Below are 26,083 nucleotides of genomic sequence, written 5' to 3' on the forward strand. Positions count from 1 at the left end.
CGGTCTGGAACTCTGGCGGAAGGAGCTCGGATGTCGCCGGAGTGGCAGGACTCGCTGGTCAGCTGGTTCGAGGACTGGGCTGCCCACGTCCACTGGCTCTCGCTGATCACCATCCCGATCTTCACCGGAGTGATCGGCTGGCTGATCAACTGGTCGGGCCTCTACATGCTCTTCTCCCCGCTCTCCTTCAAGGGGTTCCAGGTGCCCGGGCTGCGCGAGCTGACCAGGGTGCTGCCGCACAAGCTGCAGGAGGTCCCGGGCTTCGCCCAGGGCGGGATCGGCTGGCAGGGCATCATCCCCGCACGGGCCGCGAAGATGGGCTCGATCGCCGTCGACAAGGCGATCGCCAAGCTCGGCACGCCCAGCGACTTCTACCAGCAGCTCGGCCCCTCGGAGATCGCTACGCACATCGTGGAGACCTTCCGTCCGGAGGTCCCCGAGCTGGTCGAGCAGATCATGATGCGCGAGCACCCGCGGCTCTGGCGCGACCTGCCGCGGCCGGTCAAGGACGCGATCGCCGTCCGGGTGCAGGCGCAGCTCCCCTCGATCGTGCACAAGGTCACCGACGACATCGGCGTACACATCGACCAGCTGCTCGACCCGAAGCTGATGGTCATCGACCACTTCCGCAAGAACCCCGCCCTGGTGGTCAGGATCTTCCGCGACTTCGGGCAGCGCGAGCTCAACCTGATGGTCGCCTTCGGGTTCATCTTCGGCTTCCTGCTCGGTATCCCGGTGGCGCTGATCGACCAGACCTTCCACGTCTGGTGGCTGCTTCCCGTGCTCGGCGTGGTCGTCGGCTGGGTGACCAACCTGCTCGGCATGTGGCTGATCTTCGAGCCCGCCGAGCCGCGGCGCATCCTGGGGATCAAGGTGCAGGGCCTCTTCCCGCGCCGCCAGGAGCAGGCCGCCGAGGTCTACGCCGACATCATCGCCACCGACGTGATCACGCTCGAGCGGATCGGCGACTTCCTGCTCGACGGCCCCCGCGGCGACGCCACCCGCAAGCTGCTGATCAACGCGCTGATGCCCGCGGTGGACAGGGCGGCCGGGCCCTACCGGGGTGCGGTGCGGATAGCGCTCGGCTCGGAGCGGTTCGACCGGATCAGCACCTCGGTGGCCAACGAGGCTGCGGATCGTACGCTGGTGCCGTTCCGCGATCCCGGCTTCAGCCGTCACCAGGCGGACAAGATCCGTGACCTGGTCGCGCGGCGCACCAAGGAGCTCCCGCCGGGCGACTTCGTGGACATGATGAGGTCAGCGATCAAGGAGGACGAATGGATGCTCTACGCCCACGGCGCGATCATGGGACTCGCGGGCGGCTTCCTTCACCTTCTAATCTTTCCGACATGAGTCTCCTCGGCAAGGTCATCCCGACCGCCTCCGCCGTGGCCGGCACCGCACCCGGTCTGGCGAGGGTGGCCGCGGGGGCTGCCTGGCACACCGCCGGGTGGGGGCTGCGCACCTCGAGCCGTGCCGGCATCCGGGTCGCCCGGGCGGTGGTCGACCAGGACGTACGCGTGGGACTGGTGCGGGAGACGGCCGAGGCCGTGGGCATCGTCGCCGGCACCGCGGCCCGGATCATCCTCCCCAACGCGAACCAGGTGATGGAGCTCTCCGACGCCGACTACGAGGCCGCCGGTCGCGATGTCGTGCTCGCCCGCACGCGGGAGGCCGAGGCGTCCGAGGACTCCCTGCCGGTGCTCCGCCGACGGGGGGCCGAGCTGCTCGACCGATCCCGCGACGTCTGGGCCGATGAGCAGGGGCACCCGGCGTACGCCCGGATCCTCGACGAGCTCGCGCCCGACGAGGCGCGGATGCTGCTCTACCTGCTTCAGGCCGGGCCGCAGCCGTCGGTCGACATTCGGACCGGTGGGCCGGCCGGTCTCGTCGGCAGCACCATGATCGCGCCCGGCCTCAACATGATCGCGGGGCGCAGCGGCGTGCGCTATCCGGACCGGGTGCCGGCCTATCTCAACAACCTGTTCCGGCTCGGGCTGGTGTGGTTCTCCAAGGAGCCGCTGCCCGACCCGCTGGAATACCAGGTCCTCGAGGCCCAGCCCGACGTGCTCGAGGCGCTGCACTCGGTGAAGTTCGCCAAGATCGTGCGCCGCTCGGTGCACCTGACGCCGTTCGGCGAGGCCTTCGGCCGCACCACGCTGGTGGACGAGGTCTCGGCCGAGTCCACCTTCCCGGAGCATCAGGCTCCGGTCACGGGTGGAGCGGATCTGCCGAAGGCGTAGGGATCACCTCGACGAGCTTCGTGAACTCGGGATCGACGGTCTGCGGTGACACATCTGCGTCGCGTTCGAGCATGACCCCGGGGAGGCGACGTCCGGCGTACGCCTCGACCGCCGTCGCGAGCAACGACAGCACCGGTGCCTGCATCGGGTGGGCGTGGGTGTCGATGTAGAGGCCCTCGCGCTCGGTGCCGCCGGCGACGTGCATGTAGGCGACCGCGTCGAGCGGGAAGCGGGCCAGGTCGGCGACGGGGTCGGTGCCGCGGGCGACCGCGGAGGCGTAGAGGTTGGCGACATCGAGGACGAGGCGTACGCCGGTGCGCTCGACGAGCTCGGCGAGGAAATCGGGCTCGCTGATGGTGTCCTCGGGCCAGGTGAAGGTGGCGGCGATGTTCTCGACCGCGAGCGGCACCGGCAGCTGGTCCTGCGCGATCCGGATGTTGTCGACCAGCACGTCGAGCGAGTCTCTCGTGCGCGGCGGTGGCAGCAGGTGGCCGGCCTCCAGGACGTCGCCGTGCAGCGGGTCGGGGGAGTCGCTCGCCCGCACGAACGCGACGTGCTCGGAGACGAACGGGCAGTCGAGGACCTCGGCGAGCTCGGCCAGCCGGGCGAGGCGGTCCGCCGCGGGGCGCGCGGCGCCGGCCAGGCCGAGGGTGACGCCGTGGGCGATGACCGGGACGCCGAGATCTCGGACGGCCTGCGGGATCCGCGCCGGCGCGGTGTTCTCCGCGACCACCTCGGTGAACCCGAGACGGCCGGAGGCGGCGTACGTCTGGAGGAGCTCGGCGATCGCGGGACGCCATGCCACGGCGACTCCGGAGACCGAGGGGTTCACAGGGAGAAGTGTGGCGGATCGAACGCGATCGTTGTGGGGCCTTCCGGTATTCTGAACGCCTGTTCTCCAATCGTTCAGCAACCCTCGCCGGTCCTGGCTCGAGGCCCGGGTAGGAGCCCCCATCTTGGCGCGCAAAGTCGTTCGTTCCATGCCGTTTCACCGCGTCGCGATGCGGTTCGCGGCATTCATCGGCGTCGCTGCGGTGACAGGGCTGGTCGCCTCCGGCATGGCGGTCCCGTTCATCCACCTGACCGGCGTCGCGGCCAAGTCCGGCGCCCAGGCGATCGACGAGCTGCCCCTCGACATCGACATGGGCGAGCTGTCGCAGACGACCCGCATCCTGGATGTGCACGGCAAGGTGATCACGACCCTCTACGACCAGAACCGGTCCTACAAGGCGCTCGACCAGATCTCGCCCAACATGCCGAAGGCGCTGCTCGCGATCGAGGACAGCCGCTTCTACGAGCACGGCGCGATGGATCTCAAGGGCACGCTGCGGGCGCTGCTGCGCAACTCGGCCTCCGAGTCGGGATCGGTGCAGGGTGGCTCGTCGATCACCCAGCAGCTGGTCAAGACGACTCTCGTCTACGGGGCCGACACCGACGAGGAGCGGGCCGCCGCGACCGAGAAGTCCACGGCCCGCAAGATCCGCGAGCTCCGCTATGCGATCTGGCTCGAGGAGAACCACGACAAGGACTGGATCCTCGAGCGCTACCTCAACGCGGCCTACTTCGGTGACTCCGCCTACGGGGTCCAGGCGGCCGCGAAGCACTACTTCGGCGTCGACGCCGCCGACCTGACCTGGGGGCAGGCCTCGATGCTGGCCGGGATGGTGAAGAACCCGACCGGCTACGACCCGACCGACTACCCCGACGCCACGGTGGCGCGCCGCAACCTGGTGCTCGAGCGGCTGGCCCAGGTCGGCGACCTGCCGCGGGCCGACGCCGAGAAGCTCAAGGAGACCGAGCTCGGCCTCAACGTCCAGGACAGCCGCAACGGCTGCTTCGGATCCTCGGCGGAGTTCTTCTGCGACTACGCGCTGCAGTGGCTGCTCGCCGACAAGTCGCTGGGCGAGACCGAGGCCGAGCGCTGGCGGCTGCTGCAGACCGGCGGTCTGACCATCAGAACGACCCTCGACTCGAGCTTCCAGAAGGCGGCGCAGCGGTCGGTGAGCGGCCGCGTCTCGCCCACCGACAACGCCGTCGGCGCCTTGGCGATGGTCGAGCCCGGGACCGGCAACGTCAAGGCGCTCGCGCAGTCGCGGCCGATGGGAGAGAACCGGAAGAAGGGCGAGTCCTACCTGAACTACCTGGTGCCGAAGGAGTACGGCGACGCCAACGGCTTCCAGGCAGGCTCGACGTTCAAGGTCTTCGTCGGCGCCGCGGCGATCGAGAAGGGCTTCCCGCTCAGGCAGGAGATCCCGTCGCCGGCCAAGAGGACGTTCAACCAGGCCTCCTTCGCCAACTGCCCCGGCGAGGGCAATTTCAACCCCAACCCCTACCCGGTCGGCAACTCGACCACCTCGGGCAACAAGAACCTCTACACCGGCACCCGCGAGTCGGTGAACACCTTCTACGTCCGGCTCGAGCAGTTCACCGGCGTCTGCGCCCCCTACACGCTCGCGAAGAAGATGGGCGTCAGCCTGACCAACCCTGCCCACGAGCGGGTGCCGTCCTTCACCCTCGGCCCGGTCGACGTCAGCCCGTTGGAGATGGCCGAGGCGTACGCGACCTTCGGTGCCCGCGGCAAGCACTGCGACTCGCGGCCGGTGACCGAGATCGTCGGCCCCGACGGGAAGACGATGAAGGAGTACGCGGCCTCGTGCGAGCAGGTGATGCGTACCGGGACCGCGGATGCGATGAACGACATCCTCCGCGGCGTGCTGCAGCCGGGCGGGTTCGGGCAGCGGCTCGCGCTGAGCGTGCCGTCCGCGGGCAAGACGGGGACGACCAACAGCAACCGCGCGGTCTGGTTCAACGGATACACCCCGAAGCTCGCGACCGCGTCGATGATCGCCGGCGCGAACTACGAGGGCAAATGGGTCACCCTCAACGGTCAGCGCCTGCGTGGTGGCTACGTCGCCTCGGCGTCGGGCTCGACCGTCGCCGGCCCGATGTGGGCCGACGCGATGCGGGCGATCGACGGCAAGCTGGGCTCCGCGAACTTCGTACGTCCCGGCGCCAGCGTCGTCAACGGCAAGGGCGTCAAGATCCCGAAGGTCGAGGGCCTCTCGGTCGCCAAGGCCACCGCCCGACTCAAGGCGGCCGGGTTCAAGCCGGTCGTCGGCAAGCGGGTCAAGTCGCGCTGGAAGGCGGGCACGGTCGTCGGGACGGTTCCCGGAAGCCGGGCGCTCAAGGGCGCAACGGTTGAGATGCTCGTGTCGAAGTGGCGCGGATAGGGCCGTTCCTTCGTCAAGGTATGCAGGTCAAGGCGCACATCCCGTGTGGAACTCCGCAAGGGATGTGCGCCTTCGGCTACATACCTTGACGAAGTTCCAGACCCCGCGCTCGAGCCGCTTCGACGGCCTCGCGGAAGGCGCGGGTGACGTAGTCCGGGACGGGGAGGCCGCGGTCGCGGGCCCAGAGGAGCTCCTGCTCGACCCGGGCCACGTCGGCGGCGAGGTCGCGGCCTTCATGATCGACCCCGAGGGTCTCCATGACGTCGCCGAAGTCGGCGAGCTGGGTGACGTTGTTGACCCCGACGGGGGCGAAGGAGATCCGGCGCATGCGTCGGACCAGCCACTTCTGCCAGGCGGCGAGCGTGGCCCAGTGGGCGCGGGCGGAGAGCTGGTAGAAGGCGTAGTGGCCCGGCTCCTGGCGCTTGATCGGCGCGATGACGGTCTCGGCGACGGCGTGCTCGCCGGTCTCGATGACCCCGTCGTGGAGCAGGTTGTAGGCGATCACCGCGGAGCGTTCGGTGGCCATGCCGGTCAGGTAGTAGAGCATCCGGCAGACGTCCTGGAACGGCTCCAGGTGAGCCAGCAGGCCGAGCACCTTCAACTTCAGGCCGATGTGGTCCAAGTCGGTGGTCGCCGGCGGGCGCCCGAGGATCTGCTGGAGCCGGTCGAGGATCAGCCCGTGCTGGATCTCCTGCGGCTGCCACACATCGGCGTAGAACTGCTTGTCGACCTCGGGTGGGTTGGGGAGCATGGTCGAGATCTCGAGTACGTTGCGGTCGACCTCGAGCTCGACCCGCGCCATGTAGTCGAGCACATGGCCGAAGCGGGCACCGAAGCCGGCCGGGTCGTTCACGGTGAAGTCGACCGAGTCCATCGGGATCGGTGGGTGCTCCTCGCCGAGGCGCGCGACATGAGCAACGAGGCGGTCGGTATCGGTCAGCATCCGAGGCGGCTCCTGATGGGGGAGTCAAGCAGCGCCTTTAGTGTGCCCGTACCGGGCAGGGTTGTAACGCGATTTAACGCAACCGAGGGGTGTTGGCCACGACACGTTCGCGCGGTTCCGGCGGCTCGACCAGCGGGGGAGGGCGGTGGTCGAGACGGGCGCGGGCGGAGGTGCCGAGGCCAACACGTTGGGGGCGATCCTCAGGACGCGCTCGCTGTGACCTCGGCGTCGGCGGACTCACTGGCCGACTCGCTCGCTGCCGGTGTCTCGGTCGGTGTGTCAGTCGGGGGCTCGGTCGGGGACTCGGTCGGAGTCGGGTCCACCGTGGGCGTTTCGGCCGGGGTCTCCGTGGGGGTCTCGGTGGGGGTCTCGGTGGGGGTCTCGGTGGGCGTCTCCGTCGGGGAACCCGTGGGCGAGCCGGTCGGATCCGGGTCCGAGGTGGGCGACGGAACGACGGACCCGCCGTCGCCGGGCGAGGCGGAGCCCGACGGCGAGGGGGAGGAGGGCGTGGTCGAGCCGCCACTGGGCGTACCGGTGCCCGTCCCGCCCGAGGGCGAGCCGCCTGAGCGCCGGGGCGGCTGGGCGCTGGCCGAGGCGCCGGAGAGCGGCTCGAGGTCGGAGGCGGAGGTGACCGGGATCTGCGCGGCCGGCAGGACGACATCGGTCGGTGCCTCGAAGGTGCCGAGCCGATAGCCGTTGGCGATCTGCAGGACCGCCGAGACGTACGCCTCGCTGTGGTTGTAGCGCAGCACCGCCGAGCGCTGCCCGGCCGCGGTGGACAGGTCGGCGGAGCCGGAGCAGAGGTAGACCGCGGCGGCGAGCGCGGCGTCGTCGACGTCCTGCGGGTCGCGGCGCCCGTCGCCGTCGGCGTCGACCCCGACGTCGGACCAGGTCGACGGGATGAACTGCATCGGGCCGACCGCGCGGTCGTAGACGAGGTCGCGGTCGTAGGTGCCGCCGTCGGTGTCGAGGATGCGTGCGGTCCCGGCTGCCCCGGTGAGAGGTACGCCGAAGATCCCCGGCGTCGCGACCCCGGAAGCGGACAGCGTGTTACCCCCGGCCCGGCCGTGGTCGGACTCGACCCGGCCGATGGCGGCGATCAGCGACCAGTCGAGACGACAGCCCGGGTCGGCGTCGGCCAGCACCGTCGCGGCGCGCTGGTAGGCGGAGAGCGCGGTCTCGGGGATGACGCCGGCGGCGGCCTCGGCGGCGAACCCTTCGGGCTTGGCCGCGAGGGTGGGGCTGACCTTGGGGATGGGCTTGACCGCGGAGACGCTCACCGGCGGCAGCAGCTCCTGGGCGGGCACCTCGACCGGCACCTGACGCACGCTGGCCGTGGCGTCGACGGGCCGGCCCTCCTGGATCGCGTGGATCGTCCAGGCGGCGGTGGCGGCGGCGACGGGCAGCGCAGCTGCCTTGAACAGCAGACCGGGTCGTGGGGTCATCCTCGGTCACATCCTCGGGTCGGGCGGGGCGGGTCGATGTCACCGATCCAGCCATCATGTGAGCGCCGCCACAACGAGCTGAGCGCGATCCGGGCCGAGAATTCCCGAAACTACTCACGCACGTGACAAGTTTCCGGACCTCGCCACCGGGATCGCGCCGGCCACGGCCGCGGTCACCAGGCAGAGCAGCGCGCACCCCGCGGCGAGCAGGACCGAGCCGGCGCCCAGGATCGTCAGCACCGCCCCGACCACCGCCGGCACCAGCGCGGCGGGCCCGGCCCAGCGACGCCCCACGACGGCTCCGCGCGCGAGCGAGATCAGCTCGGCGACGCGCCGGACATCGAGATCCGTCAGGCGTACGCCAGAGCTCGCGCCCACGGCCAGGTCGGCCAACGCCTGGGCCTCGGCGTCCTCCGGGCGAGAGCTCACGAAGGCGACCACCTGTCCCTGCTCCTGCAGCTCGGCGACGAGCCGCTCCCGCTTCTCGGGGGCGATCTCGGAGTGCCACCGCTCGATCCCGCAGGTCTCGGCGAGGTGCTCGGTCTCGCGGTCGGTGCCGTCGGAGACCAGCACCGGCGTCACTCCCGCAGCCGTCAGCCGCGACACCGACGCGCCCGCGTCCTCGCGCGGCTGGTCGCCGACCACGAGATAGCCCAGCGGCCGCCCGTCGAGCTCGACGCCGAGGACGGTGCCGCGGTCGGTGCGCTCGGCCATGCCGATCCAGGACGGCCGCCCGACGCGTACGGGATGGCGGTCCACCGCCCCCCGCACCCCCGATCCGGGAACGACGCCGAAGTCGGTGACCTTGCCCCGCGGTGAGAGCCGGGCGACCGCGCGGGCGAGTGGGCCCTCGGCCTCGTGCTCCAACGCCCCCGCGAACCAGCGCAGGTTGCGCAGATGGTCGGGGTCGAGCGGGTCGACGGTGGTCACCACGAGCCGCCCGGTGGTCACCGTCCCCCACCGGTCGAGCACCACCGTGTCGACCCGGGCAGCGATCGCCCACGAGGGCCGGGGCACCGACTCGATCCCGCGCCGGCGACCGGCCCAGCCCGCGACGACGTGCGGGAAGACCAACCCGAGGACGTACGCGGCGACAGCACCGGCCACGAGAATGAACATCTCCATGAGTGACCCCAGGTCAGCCGGTCTGCTGCTGATAGCGGTCGAAGTCGCTCTGGTCGCCGGCGACCCACAGCGGCACGCTCGCCTTCAGCAGCAGCAGGAGCTGCGTAACGAACTCGGGGTCGCGCAGGGACTCCCCGAAGAGCTCGTTGATCCGCTTCCAGCGGTAGCGGATCGTCTGCGGGTGCACGCCGAGGACCGCCGCGATCGCCGGAGCGCTCTCCCGGGTCTCGAGCCAGACCAGCAGGGTCTCGGTGAGGATCTCGCGGGAGTTGGCCGACTCGGCCAGCAGCGGCTCGAGCAGTTCCTGGGCGAGCTGGCGGCGCATCACCGGCTCGGCGTGGAGCCAGATCTCGGTGCGGTAGGCGAGGCAGTTGATGACCGGCTTGGCCGGGATCACCCGGGCGTTGACCAGCGCCAGGGCGCGGTTGGCCCAGCGCCAGGCGGCGGGAACGTCCTCGGGCGGCACCGGCCAGCAGATCGAGACCCGTGCCTTGGGAGCGGCCGCCCGGACCTCCTTGGTCACCGCCTCGGCGTCGCGAGGAGGGCACATCACCACCTGGGTCGGCTCGCGGCGACGGGTGAGAGCGGTGGCGGAGAGGGCGCCGGAGGGGATCCGGTCTCCATCACGCAGCTCGACCGCCATCACGGTCACCTTCTCGGGCAGCGCCCAGTCGCCCAGCGCCGCCTGCACCTCGATCTCGTCGGCGGAGGCCCCCGACAGCATCCGGTCGATCAGCCGCGCCCGGGCGACGTCGTTGTCCTGGTCGCGAGCCTCCGTGCCGGCCTCGAAGCCCTTGCTGACCTGCGAGGTCAGGTGGTCGACGTACGACGTCATCATCTCGTTGAGCGCGTTCAGCGCCGCGGCGGAGAGCTCGTTCTCGACCGCCCGGCGGCGCAGCTCGTCCCAGAGCTCGGTGGTGGCCATGTGGATGCCCTGGTCGACGATCGCCCGGTCCTGGCCCAGCGCGGCGACCTTGAAGCCGACCTTGCGGAAGTGGTCGTCGATCGCGATGTAGGGCGCCGAACGCCCGAGGCCCAGGTCGATGAAGTGCGACATCGCGCCGTGCACGGCGGTGAAGATGAGCTCCTCGAAGCCCTCGGTCTCGGCCGGCAGCCCCTCGCGCAGGTGGTGGGTGATCTTGCGCGCGATCGGCCGCACCTCGCTCTCGAGGCTCTTCAGCATCCACACGGCGGAACCGGGAAGTCCGGGGGACTGGTGGGTCTGCGTCATCTCGTGCTCCGTCGCACGTCAAACTCCTTCGTCCAACATGCCCGAGAAGGTATCGACCACCATGGCACGTCTTTGCTTGGCGTGCCCCCGAAATTCGGTACACCTGTGCCGTTGAGTGGCCGGATGAGCAAAGCCCGCCGGGGGCCGTGTGGCCACCCGGCGGACTCGGGGAGGGAGAGCTCAGCCCCGGCGCGGATTGGTGAGGTTGAGCTCGATGGTGTTCCCGTCGCCGGGGACGAGGGCATTGACCAGCCAGGTGTTGAGGCCACAGTTCTGGAAGTCGCCGATCGAGTACGTCCCGGTGAGCCGGCCACCGGTGAAGACCCCGAACCGCTCGCCCTCGGGCGTGGCCACGGGGATGGCCACCGGCTCGACGGTGCGGCAGAACGGGCCGGAGAAGGTCGGGAAGCCCACGACCTTGATGTTGGTGAGACGTACGTTGTAGTAGGAGGTGGCCTCGACATAGCTGCCGCCGCCCTCCGGGTGGGGTTTGAGGGTGCCGGTGGTGGGGGCGGCCTCCTCGAAGCTGACGTCGGCGCTCATCGGGATGAACCCCGCCGCCTTGAACTCGGTGCTGGCGCCGGGAAGCGCGAGCGAGCCGGTGAACGCGCCGGTCGTGGTCTCCAGCGTTGTGTCCAGGACGGCCGGGCCGACCGGGATCTGCGACCCGGTCGAGGCGACGACGGTGGTGCCGTTGGCGTCGTAGAGGATGTCGAGCGGCGCTGCCTGGGCGGGGGCGGCCGTGGCGACGGCGAGCAGCGTGGCTGCGGCCGGGATGGCGAGCAGGCCGAGCCGGCGCTTCATGAGTGTCGAGAGAGACATGACGGGCTCCTTCGGGATGGTGGAACAGGGAGACGCGACAACGGTGCGCCGCTCGGGCGCACCGTTCTCGCTTGCCGGCCTAGCTGACGTTGACGGCGCCGTCCGGAACGGAGACGTTGTAGGTGCCGTTGAACGAAGCGGGATCGCCGACGGAGATCGAGCCGAGGCAGTCGGCGACGACCGTGGTCACCGTCAGGGATCCGTCGCCCGTCTCGTCGACGACCAGCCGCTGCGTCGCCTCGTCGAAGTGGCCGTCGGCGGTGCCGGTGACCGTGAAGTCGCACAGACCGGTGGAGTCGGTGACGCGTGCGCTGATGCCGCTGATCCAGCCGTCGACCTGATCGGTGGCGGCGGTGGTCACCGACGTGTCAGCGGTCTCGAGCTTCCAGGCGCCGCCGTGGGTGACCGTCAGCGGGGTGCCGAACTGCTCGGTGCAGCCGCTCCAGGTCGTCGACGAGATGGTCGCGAGATGGTCGGGGGCGAGCCCGCTCTTCCCGGTGCCGCTGTGGATGGAACCGCTGGCGCCGGCCGAGGTGCAGGACATCGCGTTCAGCGGGACGGTGAAGGCGATGCCGCCGACAGCGGTGGCGGTGAAGGCGTGGTTGCCGGCGGCCGTGCTGCCACCTACGGCGACGGTGTAGGGAGGGGCGGCGCTGGCCATCGCCGGCGCGGCGAGGGTGAGGGCGGCTGCTGCCGCACCTACAAGGAGAAGCTTCTTCTTCATCGAAGGTCGTCCTTTCATGGCGATGGAGACTGGTTGTCTCCGTCGGGCCCATTCATCCGCGTGGCGGATCCGGCTGTCGACGGCCATCTGCCCGAAAGCGCGAAATCGGGCGCCACGATGTCGCCTACGCGACATCCGACGCAGGCGCCGGCCCGAGACTTGTCACGGGCATGACAAGTCCGGGCACCGGTTCCGATGGATCCGAGCCGACCCTGTTGCGCCCGCATATCCGCGATGCCACGTTGGCGATATGCGACACACCCTGCAGCGCGCGACGGCGCTGGCCATCCTCGCCGGCACCGCCTTTGCAGCGCTCGGTCTCGGGGCGGGCCAGGCGGAGGAGGGTCCTTACCCGGGGCTGCCCGCCCCGGAGCAACAGGAGCTGCCGCTCCGGCACTCCTCCTGGACGGGGGCGGCGAACACGTCGCTCGCAGATGTGGAGCGGGCGCGTCAGTGGATGCGTACGCCCCTCATGACGGTGGCCGCCGACTTCTACCAGGGGCGCATCGACAACCCCGATCCGTCACGGTACCGGTTGTGTGTGGCGGCAGGCGCGAACATCTACTTCGTCGCTCAGCCAGGGTCTCCGTACAACTATGGCCAGACGCCCGACATTGCGGTTCGCACGGTCACCTTCGGTGCTGTCCCGGTCGAGGCGACCGTGCGTCTGGAACAGGAGAGATCCGACAATCTCCCCGTCCCCATCGAAGTGAAGTCCACGACCTGTACGCGAGTACCGCCGTTCGGAACCGAGGTTCCGGACACTCCGGTCAACGGACGGGTCTACACGCGCGTGACTTCATTGCGGGTCGACGGTGTGTCACTGCCGTTGCAGGGAGTGTGCCGAACCCGTCAGTCCGGGGCTCTGGATCTGTCCGGCAAGGGGTACCTCACCGGATGGGACGGGAGCCAGAACCTGCCCGCGAAGGTGCAGCCTGCGCTGTGGAACGAAGGCGTCTTCAACCTCAGCCCGGGCGGCCTCCTCGCGGGCACCGTCGACGTGCCCCCGTTCGCGGGGTGTACGACTACTGGTGGCGACGACGTCTCCAGGCTGTTGACGGCTGCCGTTTCGGGTGAGGGATACCCGTTGCGTACCTATCAGGGCGGCGTCTTCGGGTGCACCGTGCCGAACCCCGGCGGGCCCAACCTGCCGCCTGCCCCGGGGGCGTCGACCCCTGACGCGGTCCCGTGTCGCACGGACGTGCTGCCTCCACAAGTCCCCCCGCTCCCCGAGATTCCCGAGGGCGACCAGTGACGACGGTCGGCCACGCGAGATCCGCGGGGCGAAAACTTGTCATGCGCGTGACAAGTCGGAGGCCTCTGCGCACCGATTGGGACCTCTTCCGCTGGCCGAACGGCCCGATGTCCTCTGTGATGACCATCACTGAGTGACGCCGGCCTGACGAAGCACAGTGCTCCCGCGGGCCGGGGATCGAGGGGAGAAGTCGTAGATCCATGAGTCCGACGCAGAGCCAGATGACGACCGCCGGAACGCCTGTCCCGCGCCCACGACTGCCACGGCGAAGCGCCTCGCGGCGGTTCGCCGAAAAGATCCACGCCCCCCAGGTCTCGCCTGCGGAGTGTGCGGTCATCCGCCGGGTCGGCCGACGGCTGGTCCCACAGATCACCGACGAGATCCTGTGCCAGGTCGCCGCCTACTCCCGGCATCCCACCCAGAGGCGTCGTGACCTGATCACGAAGGCCGTCGCCGGCGCCGTGGAGCTCTATGCGGACGTCGTCGAGAAGATCCCGTCCGACCCGGAGACGGTGTCGGCGATGTACTTCGGGATGGGGAAGGGGGAGGCGCTGGCCGAGCGAAGCCTCGACGGGTTCCGGGCGGCCGTCGACCTGGCCACCCACCGGGCGGCCGAGGCGATCCGTCACGAGGCTGAGGGGCTGGTCCCAGACGACATACGCGGGACCCTGTGCGGCTCCCTCCTCGCCTACATGGGCATCCTGCTCGACGACGTCGCCCGCGGGTACGCGGCCGGGGTCCGTGACCGCGAGGCGGATCCGTGCTGGATCCGGCGCCGGCTCGTCAGGGGTCTCGCCGGTGCGGCGGACGCCGAGGTGATCGGTGGTCTCGCCGCGCGCGTCGGCTGGCAGCTGCCGTCAGCGGTGGTGGTCTGCTCGGTCGACACCATCACGCCGCTGGACGCCGTCGATCAATCCGTCGATCACTCCGTCGATCACTCCGTCGATCACTCCGTCGAGCTGCCCGACGGGTGCGCGTGGGACACCGCCGGCCGGCGCGCCCTGGTGGTCACCGACCCGGCCGACGTCGACGCCGTCAGCGCGGTGATGCGGGGGTGGCCGCGTACCGGCCCTGTCTTCGTGACCGTGCCGGTGCCGTTGGCGGATGTGCCGGCCGCGATCCGCTGGACCGAGCGCGCTCGGGACCTCGTCGAGTCCGGGGTGATCCCTGCGGACCCGGTGGTGCGCTGCGCCGACCACCACGTCGCGCTGCTGCTCAACGCCGACCCCACCCTCACGCGCTGGGAGGCGAGCGAAGCCCTCGCGCCGCTGGAGGCGTTCAAGGACGAGCACCGGCGGGCGATGCTACGTACGCTGCGGCTCTGGTTGCTCACCGGAGCGAACGCTCCGGCGCTGGCCGCAGAGCTCGGCATCCACGAGCACACGGTCCGCAACCACAAGCTCCGGCTGCGGGCCGCCTTCGGCAGCCGCCTCCAGGACCCCGAGTTCGTCACCCTGCTCCTCTTCGCCCTCGGCGCCGGCGAGAGCCCGGCGCTGGATTGGGTCGAGCTCGAGCGCTGCGGCTGAGAGCGTCGAGGGCAATTTGTCACGTGCGTGACAAATCCCGGGCCGCATTTGTCGGGCGGCTCGATTTCCTCTCCCGTGTGACCGGGGCCACACGTACTGTCCGGGTCGAAGCACACCCCACAACGGCAGATCAGGAGGTCCCGCGATGGGCGGAACCGTGGAGGTCACCGGGCTCACCAAGAGCTTCGGGTCCCAGAACATCTGGAGCGACGTGACCCTCACGTTGCCGCAGGGCGAGATCACCGCGCTGCTGGGGCCCTCGGGCACCGGGAAGTCGGTGTTCCTGAAGTCGCTGATGGGGCTGCTGCGACCGGAGGCCGGCGTCTGCCTGGTCGACGGGGTCGACATGGTCAAGGCGCGTGAGTCGCAGCGGCAGGAGCTGCGCAAGCGGTTCGGGGTGCTCTTCCAGGACGGTGCGCTCTTCGGCTCGATGAGCGTCTTCGACAACGTCGCCTTCCCGCTGCGTGCCCACACCAAGAAGCGCGAGTCGGAGATCAAGCAGATCACGAACGACAAGCTCGACCTGGTCGGGCTGATGGGGCAGGAGCACAAGCTGCCCGGCGAGATCTCCGGCGGGATGCGCAAGCGCGCCGGCCTGGCCCGCTCGCTGGTCACCGAGCCCTCGATCATCCTCTGCGACGAGCCCGACTCGGGCCTCGACCCGGTGCGTACGGCCAACCTGGCCCAGCTGCTGGTCGACGTCAACGCGGCCACCGATGCCACGATGCTGGTGGTCACCCACAACATCGAGCTCGCACGTACGCTGCCGGACAACCTCGGCATGCTCTACCGCCGGCGCCTGGTGATGTACGGCCCGCGCGAGGAGTTCCTGCTCACCGACCACCCGGTCGTCTCCCAGTTCATGAGCGGCGACCCGATCGGGCCGATCGGGATGAGCGAGGAGACCGACCACGGCGTCAACGACGACTACGTCGAGGGCGAGGCCTACTACCCGTCCGGCGGAGTGGCGACCGTACGCGCCGGCGCCCGCGCCATCGAGGTGCTGCCGCGTCAGCTCGCCCCGGCCAGCGGCGCACCTCGCGAGGGTGCCTCGCGGCACGCGGACCGGGTGGCGAGCGGAGCCGCGACGCTCTACACCGCCGATGACGACGAGGTCGACCGAGCCCCTGCCGCGGTCCGGACCAAGGACCCGGTCAGCCGGGGCCTCGACCAGGTCGGGGCACTCTTCGCACTGGGCCTGGACACCTTCCGGGCGGCATTCCGCAGACCGTTCGCGGCCCGCGAGCTGCTCGACCAGTTCTGGTTCGTCACCTCGGTCTCCTGGATCCCGGCGATGCTGGTCGCGATCCCGTTCGGAGCGGTGATCGCGCTGCAGCTCGGCACACTCACGGTGCAGATCGGGGCGCAGTCGTTCACCGGCGCCGCCTCGGTCCTCGCCGTCGTGCAGCAGGCGGCACCGATCGTGACCTCGCTGGTGATCGCGGGGGCCGGCGGAGCGGCGATCTGCGCCGACCTGGGATCCCGGACGATCCGCGACGAGATCGACGCGATGCGGGTGATCGCGGTCGACCCGATCCAGGCGCTCGTGGTGCCACGTGTGCTCGCCTGCGTGCTCGCGGCGGTGCTGCTCAACGGCCTGGTCAGCGTCGTCGGCGTCCTCGGCGGCTACTTCTTCAACGTCATCATCCAGGGCGGGACGCCCGGGGCGTACCTCTCCTCCTTCACCGCCCTCGCCCAGCTCTCCGACCTGTGGGTGGGCGAGCTCAAGGCGGTGCTCTTCGGGCTCATCGCCGGCCTCGTCGCCGCCTACCAGGGGCTCAACACCAAGCCCGGGCCGAAGGGGGTGGGGGAGGCGGTCAACCAGTCGGTCGTCGTCACCTTCCTGCTCCTCTTCTTCGTCAACTTCGTGATCACGACGCTCTATCTCGAGCTCGTTCCCGGGAAGGGGGCCTGAGATGGCGACTGTCGACGTGGTCAAGAAGCGGTCGCGGCTGGACCGCTCGCTGGACGGGCTGGTGCAGACCGGCCGCGACATCCGGTTCTACGGGAAGGTGCTGGTCGGGATCCCGTCCGCGATCCGGCACTATCCCCGCGAGATCCTCCGGATCCTCTCCGAGGTCTCCTTCGGCACCGGAGCGCTCGCGGTCATCGGCGGCACCATCGGCGTGATGACGGGGATGAGCATCTTCGTCGGCACGGTCGTCGGCATGCAGGGGTACGCAGCGCTCGACCAGATCGGCACCTCGACGCTCAACGGGTTCATCTCCGCCTACTTCAACACCCGCGAGATCGCGCCGCTGGTGGCGGCCCTGGCGATGTCGGCGACCGTCGGTGCCGGGTTCACCGCCCAGCTCGGCGCGATGCGGATCAACGAGGAGATCGACGCGGTCAAGGTGATGGGGCTCGGCACGATCCCCTACCTGGTCTCGACCCGCGTGGTCGCCGGCTTCGTGGCGATCATCCCGCTCTACGTCGTCGGGCTGCTGACCTCCTACGCGGGCTCACGGATCGTGACGGTCTACTTCCACGGGCAGTCGGCCGGGACGTACGACCACTACTTCCAGCTCTTCCTGCCGCCCATCGACATCCTGCTGAGCTTCGGGAAGGTGCTGATCTTCTCGATCCTGATCATCCTGATCCACTGCCGGCTGGGCTTCTACGCCAGCGGCGGGCCGTCCGGGGTCGGGATCGCGGTCGGACGCTCGGTGCGGCGGACCATCGTGGTCGTCGCGCTGCTCGACCTCGCCCTCTCGATGGCGATGTGGGGCGCCACCACGACGGTGAGGATCGCGGGATGACCCGGCCCACAATGAGCCTGGCGAGGCTTCGCGATGCCTTCCTCGGCCTGTGCTATCTGGCCGTGGTCGCGGCGGTGGCGCTCGGCGCCTGGCTCGCCTACGACCAGACCTTCGTGGACCGCTCCGAGGTCACGCTGACCACCGGCACCTTGGGCAATGCGCTCCAGGTGGGCTCCGACGTCAAGCTGCGTGGGGTGCCGGTCGGTACCGTCCGCACCGTCTCGGCCCGCGAGGGCGGCGCTGAGCTGACCCTCGCCCTGGAGCCGGACGTACTCTCCGATCTCTCGGCCGACACCACCGCGCGGCTGCTGCCCAAGACGCTCTTCGGGGAGCGGTACGTGGCGCTGCAACCGGCCTCCGGGCCGGAGCTGTCGGCCGGCGACACCATCGAGCAGGACCGCTCCGACGAGGCGGTCGAGCTGGAGCAGGTGCTCGACGAGCTGCTCCCGGTGCTCAAGGCGATCCAGCCCCACAAGCTCAACGCGACGCTGAGCGAGCTGGCCACGATGCTGCGCGACAACGGCGACGACATCGGCCAGGTCTTCTCGGCGTGGGCGGATTACCTGAGGAAGCTCAACCCGCTGGTCCCGCAGATGGCCGACGACCTCGCCGCGCTCGGCCGGGTCGCGGGCCACTACGAGGAGGCCGCGCCGGATCTGCTGGACGCGCTGGACACCATGACCCTGACCGCGGAGACCCTGGTCGACCAGCAGAGACAGCTCGCCGACACGTTCCGGTCGGTGACGACGACCGCGGCCGACACCGACCGCTGGCTCGAGCGCAACCGGGAGACCATCGTGGTGCTCTCCGACACCTCGCGCGACGCGCTCGGCGCGGTCAGCCCGTACGCCTCCTCCTTCCCGTGCCTGTTCAGCGCCCTGCGCGACTACGCGCCGGCGATGGCCAAGAACCTCGGCAAGGGCACCGACGAGCCCGGCTTCCATGCGCTGGTCAGCGTCTCCGACATCCGGCAGCCCTACCCCTCCGGCTACGTCCCGAAGCTGCGCACCGGCGGCCCCCGATGCCCGTACGTCACCGGCCAGACCGGCAGCCAGCCGGCCGTCACCGGGACGACCGACACCGCCGAGCGGATCGAGGCACCACCGACCGACCGGGTGCGCACCTTCGGCGCGACCACGGGCCTCGGCGAGCAGAACTCCAAGGGCGAGAACCAGCTGATCGCCGAGGTGATGGCACCAGCGGAAGGCCTGGCACCTGATGAGTATCCGACCTGGTCGAGCCTGCTGCTCGGCCCGACCCTGCGAGGCACGGAGGTGATCGTGCGATGAGACTCAACAATGGCGGCTCGGTCGCGGTGACGCTCACCAAGTCGGTGGTCTTCGCGCTGGTGACGGTCCTGGCGATGGCGGCGCTGGCGACGACGATCTCCAACGGATCGACCTCGTCGGGGCGTACGTTCACTGCGCTCTTCACCGACGTGACCAGCCTCAACAAGGGCGACGACGTGCGGATGGCGGGGGTGAAGATCGGCACCGTCCAGTCCATCGGGCTGCGCCACAACGACACCGCCGAGGTCGTCTTCACCGCGGCCGAGTCGGCGCCGATGGTCGAGGGGACCCGGGCGGAGCTGCGGTTCCGCAACCTGATCGGGCAGCGTTACATCGCACTGGAGCCGGGTGCTCCCGGCGGCGAGCCGCTGCGCGCCGGCTACACGTTCGAGCTCGACGAGACCCAGCCGGCGCTGGACCTGACGATGCTGTTCAACGGCTTCCAGCCGCTGTTCAAATTCCTCGACCCGGAGGACGTCAACAACCTCAGCGCCCAGATCATCGCGGTCTTCCAGGGCGAGGGCGCGACGGTGGAGTCGCTGCTCTCCTCGACGGCCTCGCTGACCTCGACCCTCGCCGACCGCGACCAGGTGATCGGCGACCTGATCACCAACCTCAACTCGGTCCTCGAGGTGGTCAGCCAGCGCACCGGGATGCTCGACACCACCCTCGTGACGCTGCAGCGGCTGGTCTCCGGGCTGGCCGCCGACCGGAAGACGCTCGGCTCGACCATCGAGGGGATGGGCGAGCTCTCCCAGAGCGTCACCGGGCTGCTGGAGGAGGGCCGCGAGCCGCTGCGCGACTCGATCGACTCCCTCGGCGACGTCTCGGAGAACCTCGCCGAGAACGACGGGGCGCTGACGAAGTTCCTGACCACCATGCCGCAGAAGACCGACCAGATCGGGCGGATGGCCACCTACGGAGGCTGGCTCAACTTCTACATCTGCTCCATCGACGGGCGGATCCCGAAACCCGAGGGCTACTACGGCGATCTCGGTGTGGACTCGCCGGCAGGAAGGTGCCAATGATGGCCCGCTATCCGAAGTCGTTCGCCGAACGCAACAAGGTCGTCATCGCCGTGGTCGGGATCCTGGCCATGAGCGGCGTCTTCTTCGCCACCTTCTACGCCGAGGACCTCCCTGTCATCGGCGGCGGCGACACCTACGAGGCCTACTTCGCCGAGGCCGCCGGGATACGTCCCGGTGACGAGGCGCGGGTCGCCGGGGTGAAGGTCGGCGAGGTCTCCTCGCTCGAGCTCGAGGGTGACAAGGTGCTGATCCGGTTCCGCGCCAAGAACGTCTCGCTCGGCTCGCAGACCACCGCCTCGATCAAGGTGAAGACGCTGCTCGGGCGCAAGTTCCTCGCCCTGGACCCGGGCGGCTCCGGCCGTCTCCGCGAGCCTATCCCGGTCTCCCGGACCACGACCCCCTACGACGTCAACGCCGCCTTCTCCGACCTCTCCACCACCGTCGGGGAGATCGACATGGCCCAGGTCGAGCAGTCGATGGACGCCCTCTCGGAGGTCTTCGAGGACACCCCCGAGGACGTACGCGGCATGGTCTCCGGTCTCACCCGGCTCTCCCGCACGATCTCCTCGCGGGACCAGGAGCTGGCCGAGCTGATGAGGACGACGACCGAGGTCACCGGCACCCTCGCCGAGCGCAACGAGGAGATCGGGCTCCTGATCGAGGACGGCGACAAGCTGCTCGAGGAGCTCGCCGCCCGCCGGCGGGCGATCCACCAGATGCTCACCTACACCGACGATCTCGCCAAGCAGGTCACCGGCCTGGTCGAGGACAACCAGAAGCGGCTCCAGCCGGCGTTGGAGAAGCTCGACCAGGTCTCCGAGATCCTGCAGCGCAACCAGGACCACCTCGACAAGGCGCTCTCCCAGATCGGCGCCTACTACCGGGTGATCGGCGCCTCGATGAGCAACGGGCCCTGGATCGACGTCTACGGCTGCGGCCTCTTCGACGAGAACAACGCGCCGGTGCTCGACAACGACGTCCAGCGCGACTGCAAGCCGGGAGGGACGAGATGAGACGGCTCATCGCCGGGTTCCTCGTGATCGCCGTCGTGGGCGCGATCGGGTGGGGTGCTGCGTACGGGATCCGGGAGGGGCGGAAGGGCACCACGTTCTCCGCGCTCTTCGAGGCCTCCGTCGGCCTCTATCCCGGCTCCGACGTGCAGATTCTCGGAGTGCCGGTCGGTGAGGTGACCTCGGTGACGCCGGCCGGTGAGCACGTGAAGGTCTCGATGATGCTCGACCCCGGCCAGACCGCGGCGGCCGACACCGAGGCCGTGATCGTCGCCCCGACGCTGGTCTCGGACCGCTTCGTCCAGCTCACCGAGCCGTACGTCGACGGGCCCGAGCTCCGCGACGGCATCGTCATCGAGGAGACCGCGGTGCCGGTCGAGATCGACGACCTCTACGCCTCGCTGACCGAGGCCGGCGATCAGCTCGGTCCCAACGGCGCCAACAAGAACGGCGCGCTCTCGCGGTTCCTGGAGGTGATGGCGGCCAACCTCGACGGGCAGGGCGCCGACATCAACCAGGTGATCCGGGAAGGCGCCGATGCGTCGGCCACCCTGGCCGACGTCGACCAGGACTTCTTCGCCACCGTCGAGAACCTCGACACCTTCAACAAGACCCTGCTCGAGCACGACGACGGGGTCGAGGACGCCAACCGCCGGTTCGCGCAGGTCACCGAGTATCTCGCCGAGGACCGCGATGACCTCGCCTCCGCGGTCAGCAACCTCGGCGAGGCGCTCGCGCTGCTGGAGTCCTTCATCAAGGACAACCGCGGCGAGATGCGCACCAGCGTCGAGAACCTGCAGGGGCCGACCCAGGTCCTCGTCGACCAGAACGAGTCGCTCGAGGAGGCGGTCGCCACGATCCCGCTGGTGCTGCAGAAGTACGTCAACGCCTACGACCCGGCGACCAACAGCCTCGTCGGCCGCACCAACCTGAACGAGCTGAGCGTCTGGTCCGGCGACGGCCTCACCGGCCAGACCTCCGAGGACGCGCCACCGGTCCTGCTTCCCGGTGTCGGTGAGGAGCAGTGATGTCGAGAGCCCTGTCGAGACCGCTGATGGCTGTGCTGGCCACGGCCGCCCTGACCCTCTCCGGCTGCGGCCTCGGTGCCGTCAGCGGAGGCGTCTACGAGGCCCCGCTGCCCGGCGGCGCCGACGTGGGGGAGGATCCGATCACGCTGAGCGCCGAGTTCAGCGACGTACTCGATCTGGTTCCTCAGTCCAGCGTCAAGATCGACAACGTCGCGGTGGGCCGGGTCTCCAAGATCCGGCTGACCGAGGACGGCCGCAGCGCGCGGGTGTCGCTGGTGGTCAACGACGACGTCGAGCTCCCCGCCGGCACCACGGCGCGGCTGCAGCAGACCTCTCTGCTCGGAGAGAAGTACGTCGCGCTGATCCGCCCCGCCACGCCGGTCGCGGGCTCGCCACTGGGTGATGGTGCGGTCCTCGGAAGGGGTGACACCGAGGCGGCCGCGCAGGTCGAGGAGGTGCTCGGGGCCCTGTCGATGGTGCTCAACAGCGGCGGGATCGCGCAGTTCCAGGAGATCTCCCGCGAGATGCAGAAGATCTCCGACGGAAGGCCGGAGGAGATCAAGGCCTTCCTGACGGAGATGGACCGGTTCGTCTCGGTCCTCGACTCACGCTCGGCCTCGATCACCTCGGCGATCGAGTCGCTCAACGAGCTCGCGGTCACCTTGGAGAAGGACAAGACCAAGATCTCGAACGCGCTGGAGGGGCTCTCGCCGGGCATGCAGGTGCTCGTCGACCAGCGTCCGCAGCTGGTCGCGATGCTGGAGGCGCTCGACAAGCTCTCCAAGGTCACCATCAGCACCCTGGACGAGGCCCAGGAGGACATCGTCGCCGACCTGAAGCTGCTCGACCCGATCCTCGACCAGCTCGCCAAGGCCGGCTCCGACCTGCCCTACGCGCTCGAGATCCTCTTCACCTATCCCTTCCCCGACGAGGTGCTCAACGCGCTCCGTGGCGACTACATGAACCTGTTCATGATCACGAACTTCCGTACTCCTGCCGGCTGCCAGTCCAAGGGCTGCGAATGGCTGCAGCCGGCGGTCGGAGGCGGGTCCGGCGGCTCGGTCAGCTCCCAGTCCGGGCCGTCGGACGCACCGCCCGGACTGCTGCCGTCGACCACGTCGCCGGTGCCGGGATCGTCCTCGCCGTCGATCCCGGGGGAGTCGATCCTGCCCTCCGATCCCGGCTCGTCCTCGTCGTCCTCGGATCCCTCGGAGTCCGGGGCGTCCTCGCCCTCGTCGTCTCCGTCAGATCCCTCCGGGTCGCCCTCTGAGTCACCGACCGAGCCTTCGTCCGGATCCGGGTCGGCGACCTCCGAGACCTCGCCGGAAGGCACGGCGGGCGACGCCGGCTCCGTGGAAGGGAGCGAATGATGCAACGGCTCACCGGAGGCGTACGCGTCAAGCTCGGGCTCTTCGTCGCCCTCGCGCTCGTGGGCACCAGCTATGTCGGGGCCCGCTATGTCGGCCTGGACCTCCTCGACGAGCCCTACCGCGTCGACGTCTCGCTGCCCGAGGGCGGCGGCCTCTTCGTCAACTCGGAGGTGACCTATCGCGGGGTGCCCGTGGGCGAGGTGACCTCCCTGGAAGCAGGCTCCGACGGCGTACGCGCGGTGCTGGAGATCGAGGGCGACGCCCCCGCCATCCCCGAGGACGTGACCGTGAAGGTCGCCAACCGGTCGGCCATCGGCGAGCAGTATCTGGACCTCCGCGGCGGTGCGGTCGGCTCCGCCCGGCTCTCTGACGGCGACCGACTGAGTGCGGGGAAGGAGGCGCTGCCGTACGACGCCTCCCAGGTCATCGAGACCGGCCGCGACTTCGTCGCCTCGGTACCCGAGGAAGCGCTGGTGACGACGATCGACGAGTCCTACCTGCTGTCCCAGGGGGCCGGGTCCGACCTGCGGAAGCTGGTCGACACGTCGCTCTCGTTCCAGCAGGAGGCCGACCGCAACTTCCTGGTCTCGGCGAGCCTGATCCGCAACTCCGACCAGGTGCTCGCGACCCAGGAGGAGTCGGCGACCAGCATCAAGGCCTGGAGCAACGACCTCGCGCTCTTCTCCGCGACCCTTGCTGATTCCGACAAGGACCTGCGCGACCTGATCGGGGCCGCGCCCGGCACGGCCACCGAGATCTCGCTGCTGGTCAAGGAGGTCGGGCAGCCGCTCGGGATCCTGATGAGCAACCTGGTCACGCCCGCGACGCTCTTCGGCACGAACGCGGCCGCGCTCGAGTCGACCTTCGTGACCGTGCCGGAGGCGGTCAGCATCGGCTGGGCGATCAACACCTCCAACGGGCCACGGCTGAGCCTGATGCCGTCGTTCTTCAACCCGCCCCCGTGCGTCTCAGGCTATGAGGGCACCGACCTGCGCGCCGGCACCGATCTGAGCAAGGGCAAGCCGTTCAACACCGCGGCCGGCTGTTCTGCCGTACCCGAACCGAAAACCACGAAGACCGAGACAGTCGAGCCGGGGACGGTTACCGTCCCCACCACGCTCGCCGGACTGATGGGGGAGCGATGAGCACGACAACGGAGAGACGACGAACGGAGGCCTCGGTGGCCGAGCTTGTCGAGACCCCGCCGTCGAGGCGCGACCGGGTGCTCACCTGGGCCCTCCCGCTGGTTGCGCTGTGCGTGCTGGCCGCGGGCGCGCTGACCTGGTGGCGGGCGACCGGCCACGACCAGGAGATGGTCGACGAGGCCGCCCGGCGTGATCGGGTGCTGATCGTCGCGACCAGCCACATCGAGACCCTCAACTCGCTCGACTACCGGAAGGTCGACGAGGGGCTGAAGGGCTGGGCCGCGGTCACTACCGGGACCCTGCACGACCAGCTGACCAGCGTCTCCGAGGAGGACCGCAAGGTCCTCGCCGAGCAGGAGAAGATCTCGACCGGCTCGGTGATGGACGCCGCCGTGACCGAGCTCGACGACGACAGCGCGACTGTGATCGCGGCGGTCGAGATCACGGTCCGCGACGGCTCTGCTTCCGGTGAGGACGCCGAGCCGACGGTCAAGCGCAACAGGTTCGCGGCCGACCTGGTCAAGGTGGGCGACGACTGGCTCCTGGAGAGCCTCGAGCAGGTCGCGGTGAACATGTCATGAGCCTTCTCGTACGCCGTTGGGCACCGTTCCTCGCCGCGCTCGCCCTGATCCTGGGGCTCGGCGCGTTCTGGCAGGCAGACCGGGAACGCGGCACCGACCACGTGGGCAACCGCGCCGTCGTCGACGCCGAGGCCACCACCGAGGTGCAGTCGGCCGTCACCACCGGCCTGCTCCAGGTCTTCTCCTACGACTTCTCCGACCCTGCGCCGACCGCTGCCGCCGCCGACGAGTTCCTCGCCGGCGACGCCCGCAAGGAGTACGACCTCCTCTTCAAGCAGCTCCAGGAGAAGGCCCCCGGTCAGAAGCTCGTGCTCAGTGCCGAGGTCCAGGTCGCCGCGGTCAAGTCCCTCGACGCCGACTCCGCCGAGCTCCTGGTCTTCCTGGACCAGGCCTCCCAGCGTTCCACCGACAAGGAGTCGTCCATCTCCGCCGCCCAGATCGCCGTCGAGGCAGCCAAGGTCGACGGCCAGTGGAAGGTGACCGCCCTGGACCTCTTCTGATGCCGAGTCGGCTCGTCATGACGAGCCGACTCGACGCGGATCTTGGTCAGGATGAGCCGACTCGGCCGGGGAGGGGTCAGTCGCCGCCACCCCCGCCGCCGCAGCTCGAGCCGCACGAGGAGCTGCTGCAGGAATGGTGGTCGTTGTCGCCGGAGTCGTAGGTGGAGCCACACGAGCTCGAGCCGGCGCTGCCGCCGCCTCGCCTGCGGGGACCTCGGCGGCGGTTGCGACGACTCTTGAGCGCGGGCTCGATCAGTAGGTAGATGACCAGGCCGAGGACCCCGAGGATGATCAGGACTTCCATGTGGAGCTCCGTTTCCAGGTGCGGCGGGTGAGGTGCCAGATCTGCGAGCCGAGACCGATGGTGAGCACCCGGCGCCCAGCGATCGGGGTGAGCGCCAACCGCCGCCGGCCGTCGTAGACCTCGTGCAGCCGGAGCCAGTCGGCGCCGATGGTGGTCAGGAAGTCGCGTACGTCATCGTGGGCGCAGCCCTGCTGCGGGTGCTGCGCGGCCCAGGTGTGGAAGCGGGCGCGCCAGTCCGGGAGCAGGTCGAGCTCGGGGGCGGCGTGCTCGGCGGCCGCGGAGCGCTTGTGGTGGAGCACCCGCGTCGTCGCGGTCGTCCCGGCGGGGTCGAACCCCGGCGGCGTACGTCCCGCCAGCAGGTCGTCGAGGACCTCGCGCTGCCGCGCGGCGAGCTGCTCGCGTACCGCGCCTCGGGAGTCCACGTGAGGAGTGTGCCCGATTCGCCTGCGCCGCCGCCGCAATATAAAAATGTCAAAGTTGAGTGGAACAGACTCAACTTTGGTTGTGTTGAGATAGATGCGGGTG

General features: G+C 69.7%; 24 protein-coding genes and 1 pseudogene. 16 read left to right on the plus strand and 9 right to left on the minus strand.

Annotated elements, in window-relative coordinates:
- Positions 1-30 precede the first annotated feature (30 nt).
- The gene (locus ACFX43_RS14125; protein ID WP_355017707.1) at positions 31-1,353 is read left to right on the plus strand and encodes a hypothetical protein; all 1,323 of its coding nucleotides are present in this window, start codon (positions 31-33) and stop codon (positions 1,351-1,353) included.
- A complete protein-coding gene (locus ACFX43_RS14130; protein ID WP_378824244.1) occupies positions 1,350-2,243 on the plus strand; it encodes an Abi-alpha family protein in 894 nt (297 codons plus the stop codon). Before ACFX43_RS14125 ends, ACFX43_RS14130 begins: the two co-directional genes overlap by 4 nt.
- Here the strand turns inward: ACFX43_RS14130 and ACFX43_RS14135 are convergent.
- Positions 2,212-3,075 carry a DUF692 domain-containing protein gene (locus ACFX43_RS14135; RefSeq protein WP_378824249.1) on the minus strand — a complete coding sequence of 288 codons (864 nt, stop codon included), beginning with the start codon at positions 3,073-3,075 and terminating at the stop codon, positions 2,212-2,214. The two genes, ACFX43_RS14130 and ACFX43_RS14135, sit on opposite strands and share 32 nt — an antisense overlap.
- Before the next feature lie 148 nt (positions 3,076-3,223).
- On the opposite strand from ACFX43_RS14135, the gene ACFX43_RS14140 reads away from it, so the two are divergent.
- Entirely contained in the window at positions 3,224-5,473 is a 2,250-nt protein-coding gene (locus ACFX43_RS14140) for a transglycosylase domain-containing protein (protein WP_378824262.1), read from the plus strand.
- A gap of 76 nt (positions 5,474-5,549) precedes the next feature.
- On the opposite strand, the gene ACFX43_RS14145 is transcribed toward ACFX43_RS14140, so the two are convergent.
- The 6 genes from ACFX43_RS14145 to ACFX43_RS14170 all read right to left on the minus strand — a co-directional run bounded on the left by ACFX43_RS14145 (position 5,550) and on the right by ACFX43_RS14170 (position 11,763).
- Entirely contained in the window at positions 5,550-6,416 is an 867-nt protein-coding gene (locus tag ACFX43_RS14145; protein ID WP_378824276.1) for a GTP-binding protein LepA, read from the minus strand.
- A gap of 200 nt (positions 6,417-6,616) precedes the next feature.
- Positions 6,617-7,861, minus strand: a complete 1,245-nt coding sequence (locus tag ACFX43_RS14150) for a lytic transglycosylase domain-containing protein (RefSeq protein ID WP_378824285.1) — start codon at positions 7,859-7,861, stop codon at positions 6,617-6,619.
- Positions 7,862-7,975: 114 nt separating this feature from the next.
- The gene (locus ACFX43_RS14155; protein ID WP_378824307.1) at positions 7,976-8,986 is read right to left on the minus strand and encodes an HAD family hydrolase; all 1,011 of its coding nucleotides are present in this window, start codon (positions 8,984-8,986) and stop codon (positions 7,976-7,978) included.
- Between the two features lie 13 nt (positions 8,987-8,999).
- Positions 9,000-10,217 carry a PucR family transcriptional regulator gene (locus ACFX43_RS14160; protein ID WP_378824324.1) on the minus strand — a complete coding sequence of 406 codons (1,218 nt, stop codon included), beginning with the start codon at positions 10,215-10,217 and terminating at the stop codon, positions 9,000-9,002.
- A gap of 180 nt (positions 10,218-10,397) precedes the next feature.
- Complete coding sequence (locus tag ACFX43_RS14165) at positions 10,398-11,039, minus strand: hypothetical protein (protein ID WP_378824336.1); 642 nt, start codon at positions 11,037-11,039, stop codon at positions 10,398-10,400.
- Positions 11,040-11,118: 79 nt separating this feature from the next.
- On the minus strand, positions 11,119-11,763 hold the full coding sequence (locus ACFX43_RS14170; protein WP_378824345.1) for a hypothetical protein: 645 nt from the start codon (positions 11,761-11,763) through the stop codon (positions 11,119-11,121).
- Positions 11,764-12,013: 250 nt separating this feature from the next.
- On the opposite strand from ACFX43_RS14170, the gene ACFX43_RS14175 reads away from it, so the two are divergent.
- The 13 genes and pseudogenes from ACFX43_RS14175 (at position 12,014) to ACFX43_RS14235 (ending at position 25,254) form a co-directional block, all read left to right on the plus strand.
- Positions 12,014-13,018, plus strand: a complete 1,005-nt coding sequence (locus tag ACFX43_RS14175; protein WP_378824356.1) for a hypothetical protein — start codon at positions 12,014-12,016, stop codon at positions 13,016-13,018.
- A gap of 200 nt (positions 13,019-13,218) precedes the next feature.
- Positions 13,219-14,544: a helix-turn-helix domain-containing protein gene (locus ACFX43_RS14180; protein WP_378824369.1), complete on the plus strand. Its 1,326-nt coding sequence runs from the start codon at positions 13,219-13,221 to the stop codon at positions 14,542-14,544.
- 145 nt (positions 14,545-14,689) lie between these two features.
- A pseudogene (locus ACFX43_RS14185) lies at positions 14,690-15,133 on the plus strand (ABC transporter ATP-binding protein); the annotation flags it as partial.
- 603 nt (positions 15,134-15,736) lie between these two features.
- Positions 15,737-16,459, plus strand: a complete 723-nt coding sequence (locus ACFX43_RS14190; protein WP_222118863.1) for an ABC transporter permease — start codon at positions 15,737-15,739, stop codon at positions 16,457-16,459.
- A gap of 1 nt (position 16,460) precedes the next feature.
- Positions 16,461-17,303 (plus strand): MlaE family ABC transporter permease, encoded by an 843-nt coding sequence (locus ACFX43_RS14195; RefSeq protein ID WP_378824394.1) that lies wholly within the window; start codon positions 16,461-16,463, stop codon positions 17,301-17,303.
- A complete protein-coding gene (locus ACFX43_RS14200) occupies positions 17,300-18,592 on the plus strand; it encodes an MCE family protein (protein ID WP_378824414.1) in 1,293 nt (430 codons plus the stop codon). Before ACFX43_RS14195 ends, ACFX43_RS14200 begins: the two co-directional genes overlap by 4 nt.
- On the plus strand, positions 18,589-19,620 hold the full coding sequence (locus ACFX43_RS14205; protein ID WP_378824422.1) for an MCE family protein: 1,032 nt from the start codon (positions 18,589-18,591) through the stop codon (positions 19,618-19,620). Before ACFX43_RS14200 ends, ACFX43_RS14205 begins: the two co-directional genes overlap by 4 nt.
- Positions 19,620-20,633 carry an MCE family protein gene (locus ACFX43_RS14210; protein ID WP_378824435.1) on the plus strand — a complete coding sequence of 338 codons (1,014 nt, stop codon included), beginning with the start codon at positions 19,620-19,622 and terminating at the stop codon, positions 20,631-20,633. The genes ACFX43_RS14205 and ACFX43_RS14210 overlap by 1 nt, the downstream gene beginning before the upstream one ends.
- The gene (locus tag ACFX43_RS14215; protein ID WP_378824450.1) at positions 20,630-21,658 is read left to right on the plus strand and encodes an MCE family protein; all 1,029 of its coding nucleotides are present in this window, start codon (positions 20,630-20,632) and stop codon (positions 21,656-21,658) included. The genes ACFX43_RS14210 and ACFX43_RS14215 overlap by 4 nt, the downstream gene beginning before the upstream one ends.
- Positions 21,658-23,028 (plus strand): MCE family protein, encoded by a 1,371-nt coding sequence (locus ACFX43_RS14220; protein WP_378824458.1) that lies wholly within the window; start codon positions 21,658-21,660, stop codon positions 23,026-23,028. Before ACFX43_RS14215 ends, ACFX43_RS14220 begins: the two co-directional genes overlap by 1 nt.
- Positions 23,028-24,173 carry an MlaD family protein gene (locus ACFX43_RS14225; RefSeq protein ID WP_378824469.1) on the plus strand — a complete coding sequence of 382 codons (1,146 nt, stop codon included), beginning with the start codon at positions 23,028-23,030 and terminating at the stop codon, positions 24,171-24,173. Before ACFX43_RS14220 ends, ACFX43_RS14225 begins: the two co-directional genes overlap by 1 nt.
- Positions 24,174-24,208: 35 nt before the next feature.
- The gene (locus tag ACFX43_RS14230) at positions 24,209-24,754 is read left to right on the plus strand and encodes a hypothetical protein (protein ID WP_378824476.1); all 546 of its coding nucleotides are present in this window, start codon (positions 24,209-24,211) and stop codon (positions 24,752-24,754) included.
- Complete coding sequence (locus ACFX43_RS14235; protein ID WP_378824490.1) at positions 24,751-25,254, plus strand: hypothetical protein; 504 nt, start codon at positions 24,751-24,753, stop codon at positions 25,252-25,254. Before ACFX43_RS14230 ends, ACFX43_RS14235 begins: the two co-directional genes overlap by 4 nt.
- A gap of 76 nt (positions 25,255-25,330) precedes the next feature.
- Here ACFX43_RS14235 and ACFX43_RS14240 read toward each other — a convergent pair whose 3' ends face one another.
- Both ACFX43_RS14240 and ACFX43_RS14245 read right to left on the minus strand, forming a co-directional pair.
- Positions 25,331-25,558 carry a hypothetical protein gene (locus ACFX43_RS14240; RefSeq protein WP_378824501.1) on the minus strand — a complete coding sequence of 76 codons (228 nt, stop codon included), beginning with the start codon at positions 25,556-25,558 and terminating at the stop codon, positions 25,331-25,333.
- Positions 25,546-25,980: a hypothetical protein gene (locus ACFX43_RS14245; protein ID WP_378824516.1), complete on the minus strand. Its 435-nt coding sequence runs from the start codon at positions 25,978-25,980 to the stop codon at positions 25,546-25,548. Before ACFX43_RS14245 ends, ACFX43_RS14240 begins: the two co-directional genes overlap by 13 nt.
- Positions 25,981-26,083: the final 103 nt, after the last annotated feature.

The organism is Nocardioides sp. YIM B13467, assembly GCF_042788075.1.
Classification (GTDB): Bacteria; Actinomycetota; Actinomycetes; order Propionibacteriales; family Nocardioidaceae; genus Nocardioides.